Source organism: Streptomyces sp. NBC_00414, assembly GCF_036038375.1.
Classification (GTDB): domain Bacteria; phylum Actinomycetota; class Actinomycetes; order Streptomycetales; family Streptomycetaceae; genus Streptomyces.
In genome coordinates, this window is sequence record NZ_CP107935.1 from 8,426,423 (window position 1) to 8,442,820 (window position 16,398).

The 16,398-nt window shown below is 70.7% G+C and carries 13 protein-coding genes; 6 read left to right on the top strand and 7 right to left on the bottom strand.

Annotated features, from left to right (window positions below; all coding sequences use genetic code 11):
- Positions 1 to 2: 2 nt before the first annotated feature.
- The 4 genes from solA to OHS59_RS36695 form a co-directional block, all read right to left on the bottom strand.
- The gene (gene solA / locus OHS59_RS36680) at positions 3 to 1,157 is read right to left on the bottom strand and encodes an N-methyl-L-tryptophan oxidase (RefSeq protein ID WP_328497633.1); all 1,155 of its coding nucleotides are present in this window, start codon (positions 1,155 to 1,157) and stop codon (positions 3 to 5) included.
- 152 nt (positions 1,158 to 1,309) lie between these two features.
- Entirely contained in the window at positions 1,310 to 3,832 is a 2,523-nt protein-coding gene (locus OHS59_RS36685) for a GcvT family protein (RefSeq protein ID WP_328499497.1), read from the bottom strand.
- 71 nt (positions 3,833 to 3,903) lie between these two features.
- Entirely contained in the window at positions 3,904 to 4,989 is a 1,086-nt protein-coding gene (locus OHS59_RS36690) for an S-(hydroxymethyl)mycothiol dehydrogenase (RefSeq protein ID WP_328497634.1), read from the bottom strand.
- Positions 4,990 to 5,356: 367 nt separating this feature from the next.
- Positions 5,357 to 6,175, bottom strand: a complete 819-nt coding sequence (locus OHS59_RS36695; protein WP_328497635.1) for an IclR family transcriptional regulator — start codon at positions 6,173 to 6,175, stop codon at positions 5,357 to 5,359.
- A 215-nt stretch (positions 6,176 to 6,390) separates the two neighbouring features.
- Here OHS59_RS36695 and OHS59_RS36700 point away from each other — a divergent pair, with 215 nt between their 5' ends.
- Both OHS59_RS36700 and OHS59_RS36705 read left to right on the top strand, forming a co-directional pair.
- Positions 6,391 to 6,711 (top strand): bifunctional 3-phenylpropionate/cinnamic acid dioxygenase ferredoxin subunit, encoded by a 321-nt coding sequence (locus tag OHS59_RS36700; RefSeq protein ID WP_328497636.1) that lies wholly within the window; start codon positions 6,391 to 6,393, stop codon positions 6,709 to 6,711.
- A 157-nt stretch (positions 6,712 to 6,868) separates the two neighbouring features.
- Entirely contained in the window at positions 6,869 to 8,050 is a 1,182-nt protein-coding gene (locus OHS59_RS36705; protein ID WP_328497637.1) for an NAD(P)/FAD-dependent oxidoreductase, read from the top strand.
- A gap of 131 nt (positions 8,051 to 8,181) precedes the next feature.
- On the opposite strand, the gene OHS59_RS36710 is transcribed toward OHS59_RS36705, so the two are convergent.
- Positions 8,182 to 8,841: a hypothetical protein gene (locus OHS59_RS36710; protein WP_443061667.1), complete on the bottom strand. Its 660-nt coding sequence runs from the start codon at positions 8,839 to 8,841 to the stop codon at positions 8,182 to 8,184.
- A gap of 554 nt (positions 8,842 to 9,395) precedes the next feature.
- Between OHS59_RS36710 and OHS59_RS36715 the strand changes: the two genes are divergently transcribed.
- From OHS59_RS36715 to OHS59_RS36730, 4 genes are all read left to right on the top strand, one after another.
- Entirely contained in the window at positions 9,396 to 12,332 is a 2,937-nt protein-coding gene (locus OHS59_RS36715) for a sensor histidine kinase (protein ID WP_328497638.1), read from the top strand.
- Positions 12,329 to 12,769 (top strand): roadblock/LC7 domain-containing protein, encoded by a 441-nt coding sequence (locus OHS59_RS36720; protein WP_328497639.1) that lies wholly within the window; start codon positions 12,329 to 12,331, stop codon positions 12,767 to 12,769. Before OHS59_RS36715 ends, OHS59_RS36720 begins: the two co-directional genes overlap by 4 nt.
- Before the next feature lie 9 nt (positions 12,770 to 12,778).
- Positions 12,779 to 13,174, top strand: a complete 396-nt coding sequence (locus tag OHS59_RS36725) for a DUF742 domain-containing protein (RefSeq protein WP_328497640.1) — start codon at positions 12,779 to 12,781, stop codon at positions 13,172 to 13,174.
- A 94-nt stretch (positions 13,175 to 13,268) separates the two neighbouring features.
- Positions 13,269 to 13,874, top strand: coding sequence for a GTP-binding protein (locus tag OHS59_RS36730; RefSeq protein WP_328497641.1), 606 nt, complete (start codon positions 13,269 to 13,271; stop codon positions 13,872 to 13,874).
- 85 nt (positions 13,875 to 13,959) lie between these two features.
- Here OHS59_RS36730 and glpK read toward each other — a convergent pair whose 3' ends face one another.
- Together glpK and OHS59_RS36740 are read right to left on the bottom strand one after the other, a co-directional pair.
- A complete protein-coding gene (gene glpK / locus OHS59_RS36735) occupies positions 13,960 to 15,468 on the bottom strand; it encodes a glycerol kinase GlpK (RefSeq protein ID WP_328497642.1) in 1,509 nt (502 codons plus the stop codon).
- A gap of 124 nt (positions 15,469 to 15,592) precedes the next feature.
- Positions 15,593 to 16,318 carry an MIP/aquaporin family protein gene (locus OHS59_RS36740; RefSeq protein ID WP_328497643.1) on the bottom strand — a complete coding sequence of 242 codons (726 nt, stop codon included), beginning with the start codon at positions 16,316 to 16,318 and terminating at the stop codon, positions 15,593 to 15,595.
- Between the last annotated feature and the right edge of the window lie 80 nt (positions 16,319 to 16,398).

Sequence of the window (16,398 nt, forward strand, 5' to 3'; positions counted from 1 at the left end):
CCTCAGGCGGGCGCGGCGGCGAGGCGGTGGGGGTCGAACAGGCCGATCGGGTGACCGGTGGTCCCCGTCAGGGCCAGATCGGCGAGGATCTCGCCGACCACCGGCACGAACTTGAAGCCGTGGCCGGAGAAACCGCAGGCCACGGTCACGGACTCGGGATGCGCGGGGTGCGGGGCGATGACGAAGTGCTCGTCAGGGGTGTTGGAGTACATGCAGGTGGCGGCCTTGAGGAAGGTGCCGGGCAGGTCGGGGATGCAGCGGGCCATGTGGTCCGCCATCGCCCGGATCTCGTCCTCGTGGACCGTCCGGTCGATGGTCTCCGGGGTGCAGACCTGGCCCTTGCGGAAGAACGCGACCTTGGCGCCCAGCTCCGGCCCGTCGATGGCCGGGAAGCCGTACACCTGGACGTCGTCCGCGTCCTCCCAGATGTAGATCGGGTGGTTCCCGGGCACGAACGGCCGGACCCCGCCCCGGGGCTGGAACCAGTACATGACCTGCCGTTCGATGGTGAACGGCACCCCGATGTCGGTGAGCAGCTGCGGCGCCCACGCGCCCGGGCAGATCACCAGCCGGCCCGCCGTGTACGTGTTCTCGGCCGTATGTACCCGCACGCCGTCCCGGTACGGCTCCCAACGGGTCATCGGCTCGTCGAAGTGCAGGTCGGCGCCCTGCCGGGTGGCGAGCTGGAGATGGGCCGCGACCATGTTCTCGGGGCGGACCAGGCCGGCCTTCTCCTCGAAGAGCCCGACCTCGTCGTCCTTGGGGGCGAGGGTGGGGAAACGGCGGCGGATCTCGGCCGCGTCGAGCATCTCGTGGGGCAGATCCCACTGGGTGGCCGAGCGCAGCGAACCGGAGACGGTCAGCGAGTCGGGCCGGCCGATCATCACGCCGCCGCACAGCGTCGCGATCTCCCGCCCGGTGGTCCGCTCCACGTCCTCGTACAGCTCGTAGGCGCGCAGCAGCAGCGGCACGTACGCCGGGTCCTCGAAGTAGGACTGCCGGGTGATCCGCGAACCACCGTGACTGGAACCGCGGTTGTGCACCGGCCCGAACTTCTCCAGCCCGAGCACCCGCACACCGCGCGAGGACAGATGATGAGCGGCGGCACTACCCATACCGCCAAGACCGATGACGACGACGTCGTAGGTGGGGGACACGGTGACCTCCGTCTTTGTCCTTCTGGGGGCGCGGGGAACGGCGTAATCTTTTGTCTTTAGGGGGCGCGGGGAACGGCGCAACCTCTTGTCTTCAAGGGGCGCGGGGAACGGCGCGACCGGCCCCACCGTCCCACCACCCCCTCGCGGAGCGATCAGCACCGAATACGGCTCATCTTCGGATCGAAGATCGGCTCATCGACAACCGTCGCCGCAACCTTCTCCCCGAAGTACTCGACGGAGACCCCCGCCCCCACGGGCAACACCGGCAACCACGCGTACGCCACACACCGCCCCACCGTGTACCCGTACGCCGCACTGGTGACATACCCCGCGGGCGAACCACCGACGTACACCGGCTCCTTGCCGAGAACGACGTCCCCGGGATCGTCGAGCAGCAATGGCGTGAGCCGCCGCCGAGGCTCGCCGCGCCCCTCCAACGCCTCCATGCCCAAGAACTCCCCCTTGTCCAGCCGGACGGCAAAGCCGACCCCCGCCTCGTACGGATCGTGCTCGTCGGTCATGTCGACCCCCCACGCGCGATACCCCTTCTCCAGGCGCAGGCTGTTGAACGCCGAGCGCCCGGCCGCGATCACGCCGTGTTCCCGCCCCGCCTCCCAGAGCGTGTCCCAGAGGCGGAGCCCCAGGTCGGCGCTGGTGTAGAGCTCCCAGCCCAGCTCACCGACGTAGCTCAACCGCATGGCGGTGACGGGCACATGGCCGATGTACGTCTCCTTGGCGCGGAAGTATCCGAAGCCCTCGTGGGAGAAGTCGTCGTGGGTGAGCGGCTGGACGAGTTCGCGGGCGAGCGGCCCCCAGACACCGACACAACACGTGCCGGACGTGATGTCCCGGATGTGTACGCCGTCGGGGGCGTGCCTGGTCAACCAGTCCAGGTCCGCGGGGGAGTTGGCGCCCACCTGGAAGCGGTCGGGGCCCAGCCGCGCGACGGTGAGGTCGGAGCGGATGCCGCCCGTCCCGTCCAGGAGCAGGGTGTAGGTGACCGCGCCGGGCTTCTTGCGGAGGTTGTTGGTGGTCATGCCGTGCAGGAAGTCGAGGGCTCCGGGGCCGGTGACTTCGAGGCGGCGCAGGGGAGTCATGTCGTAGAGCGCGACCCTCTCGCGGGTCACCCGCGCCTCGGCCGCCGCGACGGGCGACCAGTGACGCGCCGACCAGGCATCGCGTTCGGGTACGTCCGGTCCGGCGGCGAGCGGGGCGTTCGCCTCGTACCAGTGCGGACGCTCCCAGCCGCCGCCCTCCAGGAAGTACGCGCCCAGTTCCTGCTGGCGGGCGTGGAACGGGCTGACCCGCAGGGGGCGCGGCCGCTCCATCGGCTGGAGCGGATGCAGCACGTCGTACACCTCGACGAACTGCTGCGAACCGCGCTCCCTGATGTACGAGGGTGAGCGCTGGGCGTCCTCGAAGCGCGTGAGGTCGCACTCGTGGGCGTCGATCCGCGGGCGGCCGTCGATCATCCACTCGGCCACGGCCTTGGCGACACCGGCCGAGTGGGTCACCCACACGGCCTCCGCCAGCCAGAAGCCGCGCAGCGCACGCGATTCGCCGAGCACCGGCATGCCGTCCGGGGTGAAGGAGAAGACGCCGTTGAAACCCTCCTCGATCTCGCTTCCGCGCAGCGCGGGCATCAGCCGGCGGCAGTCGTCCCAGCTGGGCGCCCAGTCCTCCTCGGTGAAGGGGAACGACGACGGCATCTCCAGGTCGTTCGCACGTGCCTCGTCGTAGCCGAGGACCGCGAACGGATCCACGGGGAGCGGCCGGTGGGCGTAACTGCCGATGCCGATGCGGTCGGCGTGCTCGCGGAAGTAGAGGTCGCGGTCCTGGAAGCGGAGGATCGGCCTCGACGCCTCCGGGTCGGCACCGGCACCGGCACCGGTCCTGGCCCCGGCCCCGGCCCCGGCTCCGGCCCCGGCTCCGGCCTCGGCACCGGCGTCGGTGTCGGCCAGTTCAGGGAGGGGCTTCGTCCGTGCGTACTGGTGGGCGAGCGGCTGCAGGGGTACGTCGACTCCGGCCATGCGGCCGATGACCGGCCCCCAGAATCCGGCCGCCGAGACCACATGGTCGGCGGGGAAGACGCCTTGGTCGGTGACGACGGCGGTGACCCTGCCGTCCTCCCGCTCGATCCCGGTGACGGTGTGCCGGTCCAGGAAGCGGGCGCCGCGGCTCTCGGCCCGCTCCATCTGGGCGCGAGCCGCGAGCAGTGCGCGGGCCAGTCCGTCGTCGGGCGTGTGGAAGCCGCCCAGGACCACCGACTCGTCGATCAGGGGCCAGAGCTCCTTGCAGCGGGCCGCGCTCACGATCTCGCCGCGTACGCCCCAGGAGGCGGCGTAACCGGCCCTGCGGTGCAGTTCGGCGAGCCGCTCGGGAGTCGTCGCGAGCTCCAGGCCGCCCACCTGGTTGAAGCAGGAAACCCCCTCCACCTCAAGGGAGTTGCACTTCTCGACCGTGTACCGGGCGAATTCGGTGAGCGTCTTGGACGGACTCGTCTGGAAGACCAGGCCCGGCGCGTGGGAGGTGGAACCGCCGGGAGCGGGCAGCGGACCCTGTTCGAGGACGGTGACATCGGTCCAGCCGCGGGCGGTCAGCTCGTCCGCGAGGGAGCAGCCGACGATACCGGCGCCGATGACGACCACTCGGGGGTTGGTTCCGGGCGTGCCCATGTGCGCACTCATGTCGGTGTGGGCGCCGACGTGCGTGTCCGTGTGGGCGCCCGTGTCCGTGGCTCGGCTGTTCACAGGACCACCACCGAGCGCAGCACCTCACCGCGTCGCATCCGCGCGAACGCCTCCTCGACCTCGTCGAGCGCGATGGTCTCCGAGACGAACGCGCCCAGGTCCAGCAGCCCGTAGAGGTACTGGTCGATGAGGAACGGGAAGTCCCGGCTCGGCAGGCAGTCGCCGTACCAGGAGGACTTGATCGCGCCGCCGCGGGAGAACACGTCGATCAGCGGGAGTTCGACCTTCATGTCCGGGGACGGCACGCCGACCTGAACCAGCAGGCCCGCGTGATCGCGCATGTAGAAGGCCTGCTCGAAGGTCTCCGGGCGGCCCACGGCGTCGATGGCGATGTCGACCCCGAAGCCGTCGGTGAGGGCGCGCACGGCCTCGACCGGGTCGGTGCCACGGGAGTTGACCGTGTGGGTGGCGCCGAACTTCTCCGCCCGGTCGAGCTTCTTGTCGTCGATGTCGACGGCGATGACCTTCATGGCGCCGTTGAGGCAGGCGCCCGCGATGGCCGCGTCACCGACACCGCCGCAGCCGATGACGGCGACCGTGTCACCGCGCCCGACGTTGCCGGTGTTCACCGCCGCGCCGTAACCGGCCATCACCCCGCAGCCGATCAGGCCGGCGGCCTCGGGGCGGGCCGCGGGGTTGATCTTCACGGCCTGGCCCGCCGCGACCAGGGTCTTCTCGGCGAAGGCGCCGATGCCGAGCGCGTTGCTGAGCGGGGTGCCGTCGAGGAGGGTCATCGGCTGAGTGGCGTTGCGCGAGTCGAAGCAGTACCAGGGGCGGCCACGGCGGCAGGAGCGACAGGAACCGCAGGGAGCCCGCCAGGCGAGGACCACGTAGTCACCGGCTTCGAGGTCGGTGACGCCCTCACCGACCGCCTCGATCGTGCCGGCCGCCTCATGGCCCAGCAGGAACGGGAAGTCGTCGTTGATCGCGCCCTCCCGATAGTGCAGATCCGTGTGGCAGACCCCGCAGGCCTGCACGGTGACGAGCACCTCGCCCGGACCGGGGTCGGGAACGACGATCGTCCGCACCTCGACGGGTGCGCCCTTCTTCACAGCGACTACGGCACGGACCTCAGATGGCACGACCTGGCTCCTCTGCTGTTGCGCAATGCACTATGGGTTGCGCTATGAGGAACATAGTGAGAACGCCCCCAGGGGGCCGTCAAGAGGTACGCGTTAACCCTTGGCAAAAGGAATCGGCCGCCCGAAATCTGTCCGACACACAGAGGCGCGGGGCCAGGTGTTCCTGGCCCCGCGCCGTGTCCCGCGTCCGATTCCGCCTCCGCGAGAAACCGGGTGTCCGGCTCAGGTCCGCGTCGGATTCCGCCTCCGTACGAAGACCGGTGTCCTGTTCCGGTCCGGGTGGGATTTGGCCTCTGCGGGAGGCCCGGTGCCCGGCTCCGGTTCGCGTCCGATCACGCGTCCGGTCCTGGGTCCGGATCCGCTTCCGTCAGAAGCCGTATCCCATCCGGCGCGAGAGGTCGGCCGCGGCCGCCACCGTGCGCTTGGCGAGCTCCGGCAGCCGGTCCGGCTCCAGCCGGTACACCGGACCGGAGACGCTGATCGCGCCGATCACCTTGCCGTCGTGCGCGCGCACCGGCGAGGCCGTGGCGGCCAGGCCCAGTTCCAGCTCCTCCAGGGCGAACGCGTACCCCTGCTCGACCACGGCCTCCAACTCGGCGCGCAGCGCGGCCGTACCGGTGATCGTGCGCTCGGTGAACCGCGGCAGGGTCCTGGCCAGCAGCCCTTCGCGGAGCGTCGGCGGCAGATGGGCCAGCAGCACCTTGCCGCTGGAGGTGGCGTGCAGCGGGGTGCGCCTGCCCAGCCAGTTCTGCGCGGTGACCGACGCGGCGCCACGGGCCTGCATGATGTTGACCGCCGCGTTGTCGTCCAGGACCGCGATGTTGACGGTCTCGCCCAGCTCGTCCGCGAGTTCGCGGCAGACGGGCACCCCCTCCTGCGAGATGTCCAGACGTACTGCCGCCGCCCCCGCCAGGCGTAGTACGCCGGCACCCAGGAAGTACTTCCCGCGGTCCTTCGCCTGGGCGACCAGGCCGCGGTTCTCCAGCACTCCGAGGAGCCGGAAGGCCGTGGACTTGTGCACCTCCAGCTCGTCGGCGATCTCGGTGACGCCCGCCTCGCCGAGCCGGGCCAGGATCTCCAGCACGCTCACCGCGCGGTCCACCGACTGGACGGCGCTCCCCGCGCCTCTGCTCTGCTTCTCCGGTGTCTCCCCTGTGCGGTCAGCCTGCTTCTGAGTGCGGGTCATAGCTCAACTCTCACCACCTGGCGGCTCGGTTTGAGCCGCATCTGCCGGAAGCCCTTGACGCGACGGGCATCCCGCGCGGATTCTGTTGCGCATAGCGCTCCCTCGTGCGCCATACGAAACATCATGTTACCGAAGAGTCCGTGACCTGGAAGGTCTCGGACCAGACCGGACCTGTGAGGCCCAGGACTGTGGGTCCTGGACCGAGAGGGGGGCCCGTGATTCCCGTCTGCCGCCTTGATGACCTCCCCGCGGGCGAATCCGTCCGTGTCGACACCATGCCGCCCGTCGCCGTCTTCAACGCCGACGGCGAGCTGTACGCCGTCGACGACACCTGCACCCATCAGGACGCGTCCCTCTCCGAGGGATGGCTGGAGGGCTGCCTGGTCGAATGTCCCTTGCACGCCGCCTCGTTCGATCTCCGCACGGGGCAGCCGACGTGCCTGCCGGCCCGCCGCGCCGTCCGCACCCACCGCGTCACCGTCGACGACGGCGTCATCCATGTCCACCTGGCAGCGAAGGAGGGCACGGCGGCATGACGACCCCCTGCGTGAGGGGCACGACAGCACGCGCCCCTCGGCTCCACCTTTTCACGGGCCCCGCCCGGCACACCGCCGCGAGGCTCACGGACCGCCCGGGGCACGGCGTTCTGGGAAGGCCCCGATCGGCGCCCGCCGGCCGGAAGGAGCCCCGCGCATGAGGACCGTCACCGTCGTCGGAGCCTCCCTCGCCGGGCTGTACGCGGCCCGCGAACTGCGCGCCCAGGGGTTCGACGGGCGGTTGGTGATCGTCGGAGACGAACCGCACCACCCGTACGACCGACCGCCCCTGTCCAAGGACTTCCTCACCGGCCGGACCGGCGAGGACGGACTCGCGCTCAGCGACGCCGAGGAGATCGCCGAACTCGACGCCGAGTGGCTGCTCGGCACCCGCGCCCGTGGCCTCGACGTCCGCGGTCGCACCGTCGTCCTGGACGACGGCCGCACCGTCTCCGGCGACGGCGTCGTCATCGCCACGGGAGCCTCGGCGCGCCGGCTGCCGGGCCCACGACTCGCCGGGGTCCACACCCTGCGCACCCTCGACGACGCCCGCGCCCTGCGCGCCGAACTGACCGCGGGTGCCCGCCGCGTCGTCGTCATCGGCGGGGGCTTCATCGGCGCCGAGACCGCGTCCTCGTGTGCGGGACTCGGTCACGAGGTCACCGTCGTGGAGGCGGCTCCGCTGCCGCTGGTGCCCCAACTCGGCCCGCGGATGGCGGCCTTGTGCGCCGCACTGCACCGCCGTGCCGGCGTCGGCCTGGTCACCGGCACGGGCGTCGCCGCTCTGCGCGGCACGGTCGCGGTCACCGCAGTGGAATTCTCCGACGGCCGGCTCCTCCCCGCCGATGTCGTGATCGTCGGCATCGGAGCCGTCCCCAACACCGGCTGGCTGGCGGGCTCGCCGCTCGCGCTGCAAGACGGCGTGCTGTGCGACGACGGCTGCGCGACGACCATGCCCCAGGTGGTCGCCGTCGGTGACGTGGCCCGCGTGGGCGGCACCCGCGCGGAACACTGGACCAGCGCCACCGAGCAGCCCCGGGTCGCCGTGCGCAACCTCCTGGCCGGGTACACCGCGGAGACCGTGCGCCCGGTGCCCTACTTCTGGTCCGACCAGTACGGGGCGCGTATCCAGTTCGCCGGACAGCGGCTCGACACCGACACCGTCCGCATCGCCGAGGGCACCGTCACCGACGGAGCGCCGGGTGAGGACGGCCTCCTCGCGCTGTACGAGCGCGAGGGCCGCACGACCGCGGTGCTCTCCGTGGACCGCCCACGCCCGTTCACGAGGGCCCGGCGCGAACTGGGCCGCGGGGCGGACGCGCGGGAGGCGGTGTCCTAGAAGAACCACCGCCCGACCCGCCCGACCCGCCCGACCCGCGCTCCACGCTCAGGAGCGCGACGACCGTCCCGCGCCGCCACCCCCATGCTCAGGAGTTGCGACGACCGTCCCGCGCCGCCCTCCACGTGCGTTCAGGAGTGCGACAACTGCCCGGTGCCGCCGCCCCGTCGGCGTATCCGCTCCTGGGTCCGCTCCGCCGACCGCTCCTGACGCCGGGCCTTGCGCCGCTCGCGCCGCAGGGCGCGGGCCGTGCTGCTCGGCTCCGACACCACTCCGTGGCGCTGGTTCCACACCTGGCGCGTCACCCAGACGTCCAGCGCGCCCCAGGTCGCCACCACCGTGCTCGCCACGCTGCTCAGCACCATGGGGAACGCGAGCCAGGAACCGGCCAGCGTGCACAGAAAGGCGACCATGGCCTGGATCAGCGTGACGGCGATGATGATGACGGCCCGCACCGCGGACGTACGCACGGGATCAGGCAGCCGACGCCTGGTCGCGGGTTCCTCGACCCACAAGGGCCGGTAGTACCCCTGCTCCGCGGGCTCCGTGAGGATCTGTTCCCCGGCATGTCCCACGGCCTCCGGCACCCGGCCGCCCCCGCTTCCGGCGAAGGGCTTCGCCCCGGCCTCCGTCACAGCCCCGGTCCTGCCCTCTCCCACAGCCGTGGTGTCCGCCTCCGAGGCAGACACCGCTACTTCCTCCGCCGCGGGCCCGGTTCCGGCCTCCGCCGCGATCACGGAGTCCCACCGGGCCTCCGCCGCACGGTCCGCTTCCGCCGCCGCGAGGTTCATCGCCGCGAGGTCGGCCGCAATGTCGGCCTGAACTCCCCGACGCGGGATCTGTGATCCCCGCTCCGCCTCCGCGACCGTCGCGGCACCCGTCCCGGATGCCGCGTAACGCTCCGCCGTGCCCATCAACTTGTCACTCCCCACCGCCTGACAGCCGCTCGCTCCGGTGTCACGAGACTCCGGCTCCCCATCGGCTGCCCGGCTTGCGCTGGTATACGCCCCCTGGACGCGGCATACGGCACCTGCAGCCGATTCCGCCTCCACCTTCCTTACAGACAGACGATCGACGTAAGCCGAAGATTCCCGGTGACCGAAAAATTTCGGCCAACTGATCTGCCGCGCGGACCAGATCACACCCCTTGTACCGCGTCCGATTCGGGGAGGCAATCTCCTCCAATGAACGGACAACTGCGGATGTCTTGTTCCCGATACGCACCGAATCGGCTCGGACAGGCTCGGACAGGCCTTCGAGATACCTGTGCGTCGGTAGTAGGCTCACGCCGTTTGTTGCCGTACATGTGTGCCCCCGGCCTGCGGGGGCCGAGCTGGGGGAGGCCATGCGCTTTCGCGGGAAGTCCATCCGCCGGAAGATCGTGGCGCTGCTTCTCGTGCCGCTGGTCTCCCTGACCGGGATCTGGGGCTTCGCCACGGTACTCACGGGGCGCGAGGTCAACCAGCTGTTCGACACGACGTTCATCGTGCAGGAGATCGGCTATCCCACCGAGGACGTCATCAGTGTCCTCCAGGCCGAGCGGCGCCAGACCCTCGTCTACCTCGCGGACCCCCGGGCCTCCGACGCCCTCACCGACCTGCGGCGCACCCGGACCGCCACCGACGAGGTCGTCTCGAAGATCCGCAGGAACGCCCGGGACGCCGAGGTACGGGACGAGATGGGTTCCGACGCCACCGAGCGGCTCACCGCGATCCTGGACGCCTTCGACGGCGTCGGGTCGCTGCGCCAGAGCGTCGAGGACAACACGGTCACCCGCGCCCAGGCACTGGACCTCTACAACCGCCTGGTGGACCCCTGTTACATCCTCCTGGCCAACCTCCAGGTCCTCGACAACGTGGACGTGGACAAGCAGGGCCGCGCACTCGTCAACATGTCGCGCTCCCGTGAGCTGCTCGCCCGCGAGGACGCCCTGCTCGGCTCCGCCCTCGTCGTCGGCAACGTCACCCGTGACGAGGCCCGCGACATCTCCGACCTCGTCGCCCAGCGCACGATCATGTACGAGATCAACCTCCCGCAGCTGCCCTCCGCCGAGCGCGTCCGCTTCGAGCGCTACTGGAAGAACGCCGCCACCGCGCCTCTGCGCGTGGCCGAGCAGTCCGTCCTCGCCTCCGCGCCGGGCACCCCGCGCGGAGTCACGGCGAAGAGCTGGGACGGCCTCGCCGACGAGGTCCTCGACGGCCTCGACAAGCTCAACACCCAGGCGGGCGACCGCTTCCAGGACCGCGTGCGCCCCGTCGCGGTCGGCGTCATCGTCAAGGCGGCCATCGCAGGCGTCCTCGGCCTGGCCGCGGTGCTGGTCTCGCTCTTCATGTCCGTACGCATCGGCCGCGGCCTCATCCGCGACCTGCGCCGCCTCCGCCAGGAGGCCCACGAGACCGCGGGCGTCCGGCTGCCCAGCGTGATGCGCCGCCTCTCGGCGGGCGAACAGGTCGACGTGGAGACGGAAGTCCCGCGCCTGGAGTACGAGAGGAACGAGATAGGCGAGGTCAGCCAGGCTCTCAACAGTCTCCAGCGGTCGGCCGTCGAGGCCGCGGTCAAGCAGTCCGAACTGCGCAGCGGCGTCTCCGACGTCTTCGTGAACCTCGCCCGCCGCAGCCAGGTCCTGCTGCACAAGCAGCTCACCCTGCTCGACACGATGGAGCGCAGGACCGAGGACACCGACGAACTCGCCGACCTCTTCCGCCTCGACCACCTGACGACCCGTATGCGCCGGCACGCGGAAGGCCTGGTGATCCTCTCCGGAGCGGCCCCCTCCCGGCAGTGGCGCAAGCCCGTCCAGCTGATGGACGTCGTACGGGCCGCCGTCGCCGAGGTCGAGGACTACGAGCGCATCGAGGTCCGCCGGCTGCCCCGGATGGCCGTCACCGGATCCGCCGTCGCCGACGTAACCCACCTGGTGGCCGAACTGCTCGAGAACGCCACGGTGTTCTCGCCGCCGCACACGGCCGTGCAGGTGCTCGGCGAGCGCGTCGCCAACGGTTTCACCCTGGAGATCCACGACCGCGGCCTCGGTATGGCCGCCGAGGCGCTCCTGGACGCCAACCTCCGGCTCGCCGAGACTCCCGAGTTCGAGCTCTCCGACACCGACCGGCTGGGCCTGTTCGTGGTCAGCCGGCTCGCCCAGCGGCAGAACGTACGCGTCTCCCTGCAGCCGTCCCCGTACGGCGGGACGACCGCGGTGGTCTTCGTGCCCGACGCGCTGCTCTCGGACGACGTGCCGGACACCAACGGCGTCGGGTTCCGCCTCGACCGGGCGACTCCCTCGCGGAACTCGAAGAGCGAGGCGGACGAGGGCCGCAGGGCCGCCCTGTCGCAGGTGCCGGTGTCGCTGCCCGGCCTGTCGACGTCGATCCTCGACGGACCGGTCGAACTGGAGGCGCCCGTCGGCCTGGACGCCCTCGACGACTTCCCGGGCGCCCTCGACGACGAGGACGGCGAACGCGGCGGCATCTTCCGCCCGCGCCGATCCATCGCCGGGACGGCCGGCGACGAGGCACGTGACGCTCCGCGCGAGTCGTCCCTCTCCTCCGAGATCCCCTCCGGGGACGACGAGCAGCCCGACGGCCTGCCGCCGCGGCGCCGCACCCCCAAACTCGTCAGCTCTCACGGACGCCCCGTGGCCCGGGCCAGATCACGGCGCGACGAACTGACGGACCGCACGGACACCGGTGAGGTCACCGAACTGCCCCAGTCGGCCCAGGAGCCGTCGGAAGGCTCCGGTGTGCTCGAAGAGCTGCCGAAGCGGTCGAGGGGCGCCAGACGGGGTCCGGGACGCCGTGAGGCCGGGGACCCGCTCTCCGCCCGCAGGGACACGGCCGACGACTGGCCCGCGGGCACCGGCCCGAGTACGGGCGCGGACACCGGTACGGGTATCGCTCCGGCGGACCGGGACCGTCGCCCGGCCCTGGACCGCGGCGTGGACCGTGGCGGCGAGCGCCCGGGCACGACGGGCAGGCCCACCGGGCCCGGTGGATCGGTCGCCCGCGGACCGGGCGCCGGAGAAGGCGGCATCGGTGGAGGCGGCCTGCCCCGCCGGGTGCGACAGGCCAACCTGGCCCCCCAGCTGAAGGAAGGGCCCGACCGGCGCACCACGCGCGACACGGCCCGTACGACGGACCCCTCGGAGCGTGACGCAGACGAAGTACGCAGCCGGATGGCCTCGCTCCAGCGCGGCTGGCGGCGTGGCCGCGAGGAGAACGCCGCGGGCGACGACGCCCAGGACGGCACAGCACCAGGAACGACTAAGGGAGACGGCCGATGACCGCACCGAAGGCCGCCGGCCACACCACGACCACCACGTCGACGGGGGAGCTCAACTGGCTCCTCGACGACCTGGTGGCGCGTGTCGCCAGCATCCGCAAGGCACTCGTGCTCTCCGGAGACGGCCTCCCCACGGGGGTCTCCACCGATCTGACGAGGGAGGACAGCGAGCATCTCGCCGCCGTCGCCTCCGGATTCCACAGCCTCGCCAAGGGCGTCGGCCGTCACTTCGACGCGGGCAGCGTCCGGCAGACGGTCGTCGAGCTGGACGAGGCGTTCCTGTTCGTCACGGCCGCCGGTGACGGCAGCTGCCTCGCCGTCCTCTCGGACGCCGATTCCGACGTCGGGCAGGTCGCGTACGAGATGACGCTGCTGGTGAAGAGGGTCGGTGTGCATCTCGCCGCCGCTCCGCGCACCGAACTGCCCACGGGCGGGTAGTGATTTGGCATGAGCGGAGACGGGCAGGGGCTGTCCCACTGGTTCGACGACGAGGCCGGACCGGTGGTCCGTCCGTATGCCATGACACGAGGCCGCACCACCAGCCCGAACCAGCACCGCCTCGACCTGATCGCGGTGGTGGTGACGGAGGAGTACGCGTCCGACCCGGAGGCGGACAACTCGCTGTCCCCGGAACACGTGGACATCGTCGAACTCTGCCGTGACGCACCCCAGTCGGTAGCCGAACTGGCCGCCGAACTCGACCTGCCCATCGGGGTCGTACGGGTCCTCATAGGCGACCTCGTGGAGGACGAGCTCGTCCATGTGACGCGTCCGGTACCCCCGGCGGAGCTGCCGGACGAAAGCATTCTGCGTGACGTGATCAGCGGCCTGCGGGCCCTGTGAACCCCGTGACCCCGAATGTCCGCGCACACCTGCGGGACAAGTGGCACCACCCGAACACGAGACACACCTGAGCGAGAAGCGAGAGAAGAGATCGATGATCTTCGGGCGCACTGAACGCGGCAAGGCCCCGGTCGAGCCCGTCACTCTCAAGATCCTGGTGGCGGGCGGCTTCGGCGTGGGCAAGACCACCCTGGTCGGCGCCGTCAGCGAGATCAAGCCGCTGCGTACCGAGGAGCTGCTGACCGAGGCGGGCCGTCCCGTCGACGACACCAGCGGTGTGGAGGGCAAGCACACCACCACGGTCGCCATGGACTTCGGCCGCATCACGCTGCGCGAGGACCTCGTGCTGTACCTCTTCGGCACACCCGGCCAGGACCGTTTCTGGTTCCTGTGGGACGAACTCGCGACCGGCGCCCTGGGGGCGGTCGTGCTCGCCGACACCCGCCGCCTGGAGGACTGCTTCGCGGCGGTCGACTACTTCGAGCGGCGCTCCATCCCCTTCGTGGTGGGCGTCAACTGCTTCGAGGGCGCCTCCCGTTACCCCGTCGAGGACGTCCGTCAGGCCCTCGACCTCGACTCCGCGGTCCCCGTGGTCCTGTGCGACGCCCGCGGCCGGGAGTCGGTCAAGGAGGTCCTCATCGAGGTCGTCCAGCACGCCATGGCGTACGCGGCCGACCGCCGCCGCACCCTCACCAGCTGACCTCACCGGTCGACGCGCCTCTCGTGCTCCACGCGCGCGTGGAGCACGAAAAGCGTAAGAAGCACGGGAAGCGCCGGAACGCGGCTCAGTCCGCGTCGTCGTGCCAGCCGAAGCTCTTCTCCACCGCCTTGTGCCAGTTGTGGTACTCGCGGTCGCGTACCGACGCCTCCATGGACGGCGTCCACTCGACGTCCTTCTGCCAGTGCGTCTTCAGCTCGTCGAGGTCGTTCCACACCCCGGTCGCCAGACCGGCCGCGTAGGCCGCTCCCAGGCAGGTCGTCTCGGAGACCTTCGGGCGGATCACCGGCACGTCGAGCACATCCGCCTGGTGCTGCATGAGCAGGTTGTTCTTGGTCATGCCGCCGTCGACCTTCAGGGTCGTGATGTGCACCCCGGAGTCCTGGTACATGGCGTCCACGACCTCACGCGTCTGCCAGCTCGTCGCTTCCAGAACGGCCCGCGCCAGGTGCCCCTTCGTGACGTACCGGGTCAGACCCGTGACGACCCCGCGCGCGTCGGAGCGCCAGTACGGCGCGAACAGACCCGAGAACGCGGGCACGATGTACGCGCCGCCGTTGTCGTCGACACTCGCGGCCAGGGTCTCGATCTCGTCGGCGGTACGGATGATGCCGAGCTGGTCGCGGAACCACTGCACCAGCGCGCCGGTGATCGCGATGGACCCCTCCAGGCAGTAGACCGGCGCCTCTGTGCCGATCTTGTACCCCATGGTCGTCAGCAGGCCGTTCTTCGAGGGCACGGGCCGGTTCCCGGTGTTGAGCAGCAGGAAACTGCCCGTCCCGTACGTGTTCTTGGCCGTGCCGACGTCGTAGCAGGCCTGCCCGAACACCGCCGCCTGCTGGTCGCCCAGCGCGGAGGCCACCGGGACCCCGGCGAGCTGGCCCACGGCGGTTCCGTACACCTCGGACGAGGATTTGATCTCGGGGAGGACCGCTTCGGGGACGTTCATCGCGGAGAGGATGGACTGGTCCCACTGAAGGGTTTCGAGGTTCATCAGCATCGTGCGGCCGGCGTTGGTGACGTCGGTGACGTGCCGGCCGCCGTCGGTGCCGCCGGTCAGGTTCCAGATCAGCCAGGAGTCGATCGTGCCGAAGGCGATCTCGCCCCGCTCGGCGCGGGCCCGCAGCCCCGGCACGTTGTCGAGCAGCCAGGCCGCCTTGGGCCCGGAGAAGTAGCTGGCCAGCGGCAGTCCCGTCTGCTCGCGGAAACGGTCCTGCCCGTCCGAGCCGCCGAGTTCGGTGCAGAGCGCGGAGGTACGGGTGTCCTGCCAGACGATCGCGTTGTGCACGGGTTTGCCGGTGGCGCGGTCCCACAGGACCGTCGTCTCGCGCTGGTTGGTGATGCCCAGCGCGCTGAGCTGGTCGGCGCGCAGCCCGGCCTTCGCGATCGCGCCCGCGACCACGGCCTGCACCTTCGACCAGATCTCGGTGGCGTCGTGCTCCACCCAGCCGGGTTTGGGGAAGATCTGGCGATGCTCACGCTGGTCGACGGCGACGATCGCGCCGTCCTGGTTGAAGACGATGCAGCGGCTCGACGTGGTGCCCTGGTCGATCGCGGCGACGAACTTGTCCGTCATGGCGTCCCCTTCGTCGGATTCTGCGGAAGGCCGCGGCCGGGTCCTGCTGTCACCTGCCTGTCGTCCGCCCGGCGGACGGCAGACGACCGCCGTCCGCCCGCAGACGGGGATGTGACGACAGGGCCTAGAAGGCCGCGTTGAAGATGACCCCGGACAGCGCTCCGCCGATCAGCGGTCCCACCACCGGGATCCACGAGTAGCTCCAGTCCGAAGTGCCCTTGTTGGGGATCGGCAGGATGGCGTGGGCGATACGCGGGCCCAGGTCACGGGCCGGGTTGATGGCGTACCCCGTCGGACCACCGAGCGACAGACCGATGCCGACCACCAGGAACGCGACGATCAGGATCGCGGTACCGGACTGGCCGAGTCCCTCGGTGAGCCCGAAGGCCAGGATCGGCAGGACCAGACCGACGGTCGCGATGATCTCGGTGATGAGGTTCGCCACGGGATTGCGGATCTCGGGCGCGGTGGAGAAGATCCCGAGCGTCGGCTGCGCGATCTCTTCCTCGGCGTTGGCCTGGAACTGCGCGAAGTAGACCAGCCAGCACAGCACCGCGCCGAGGAACGCGCCGACCATCTGCCCGGCGATGTAGATGTGGACCTGGTCCCAGTCGCCGGTGTCGATCGCGATGCCGATCGTCACCGCCGGGTTGAGGTGTCCGCCGGACAGCGGCGCGGCGGTGTACGCGCCGGCCAGCACGCCGAAGCCCCAGCCGAACGCGATGACGACCCAGCCGGCGTCCTTCGCCTTGGAATAGTTGAGTACGACGGCGGCGACCACGCCGGCGCCGAAGAGGATGAGGATCGCTGTGCCGATGACCTCACCGACGAAAACATCTCCGTTGCTCATGGCGGCTCCTAGGCCCAAACCCGGGGCGATCCGCCCCGGTCCACCGTGCAGGGTGCGTTCCCATGGCTACTTCAGCCGAG

Coding starts and splice junctions, on each gene's coding strand:
- OHS59_RS36685 (WP_328499497.1), bottom strand. CDS start 3,832: ATGGGCACGCCCGGAACCAACCCCCGAGTGGTCGTCATCGGCGCCGGT.
- OHS59_RS36695 (WP_328497635.1), bottom strand. CDS start 6,175: ATGACCCGCACTCAGAAGCAGGCTGACCGCACAGGGGAGACACCGGAG.
- OHS59_RS36705 (WP_328497637.1), top strand. CDS start 6,869: ATGAGGACCGTCACCGTCGTCGGAGCCTCCCTCGCCGGGCTGTACGCG.
- OHS59_RS36710 (WP_443061667.1), bottom strand. CDS start 8,841: ATGAACCTCGCGGCGGCGGAAGCGGACCGTGCGGCGGAGGCCCGGTGG.
- OHS59_RS36715 (WP_328497638.1), top strand. CDS start 9,396: ATGCGCTTTCGCGGGAAGTCCATCCGCCGGAAGATCGTGGCGCTGCTT.
- OHS59_RS36720 (WP_328497639.1), top strand. CDS start 12,329: ATGACCGCACCGAAGGCCGCCGGCCACACCACGACCACCACGTCGACG.
- OHS59_RS36725 (WP_328497640.1), top strand. CDS start 12,779: ATGAGCGGAGACGGGCAGGGGCTGTCCCACTGGTTCGACGACGAGGCC.
- OHS59_RS36730 (WP_328497641.1), top strand. CDS start 13,269: ATGATCTTCGGGCGCACTGAACGCGGCAAGGCCCCGGTCGAGCCCGTC.
- glpK (WP_328497642.1), bottom strand. CDS start 15,468: ATGACGGACAAGTTCGTCGCCGCGATCGACCAGGGCACCACGTCGAGC.
- OHS59_RS36740 (WP_328497643.1), bottom strand. CDS start 16,318: ATGAGCAACGGAGATGTTTTCGTCGGTGAGGTCATCGGCACAGCGATC.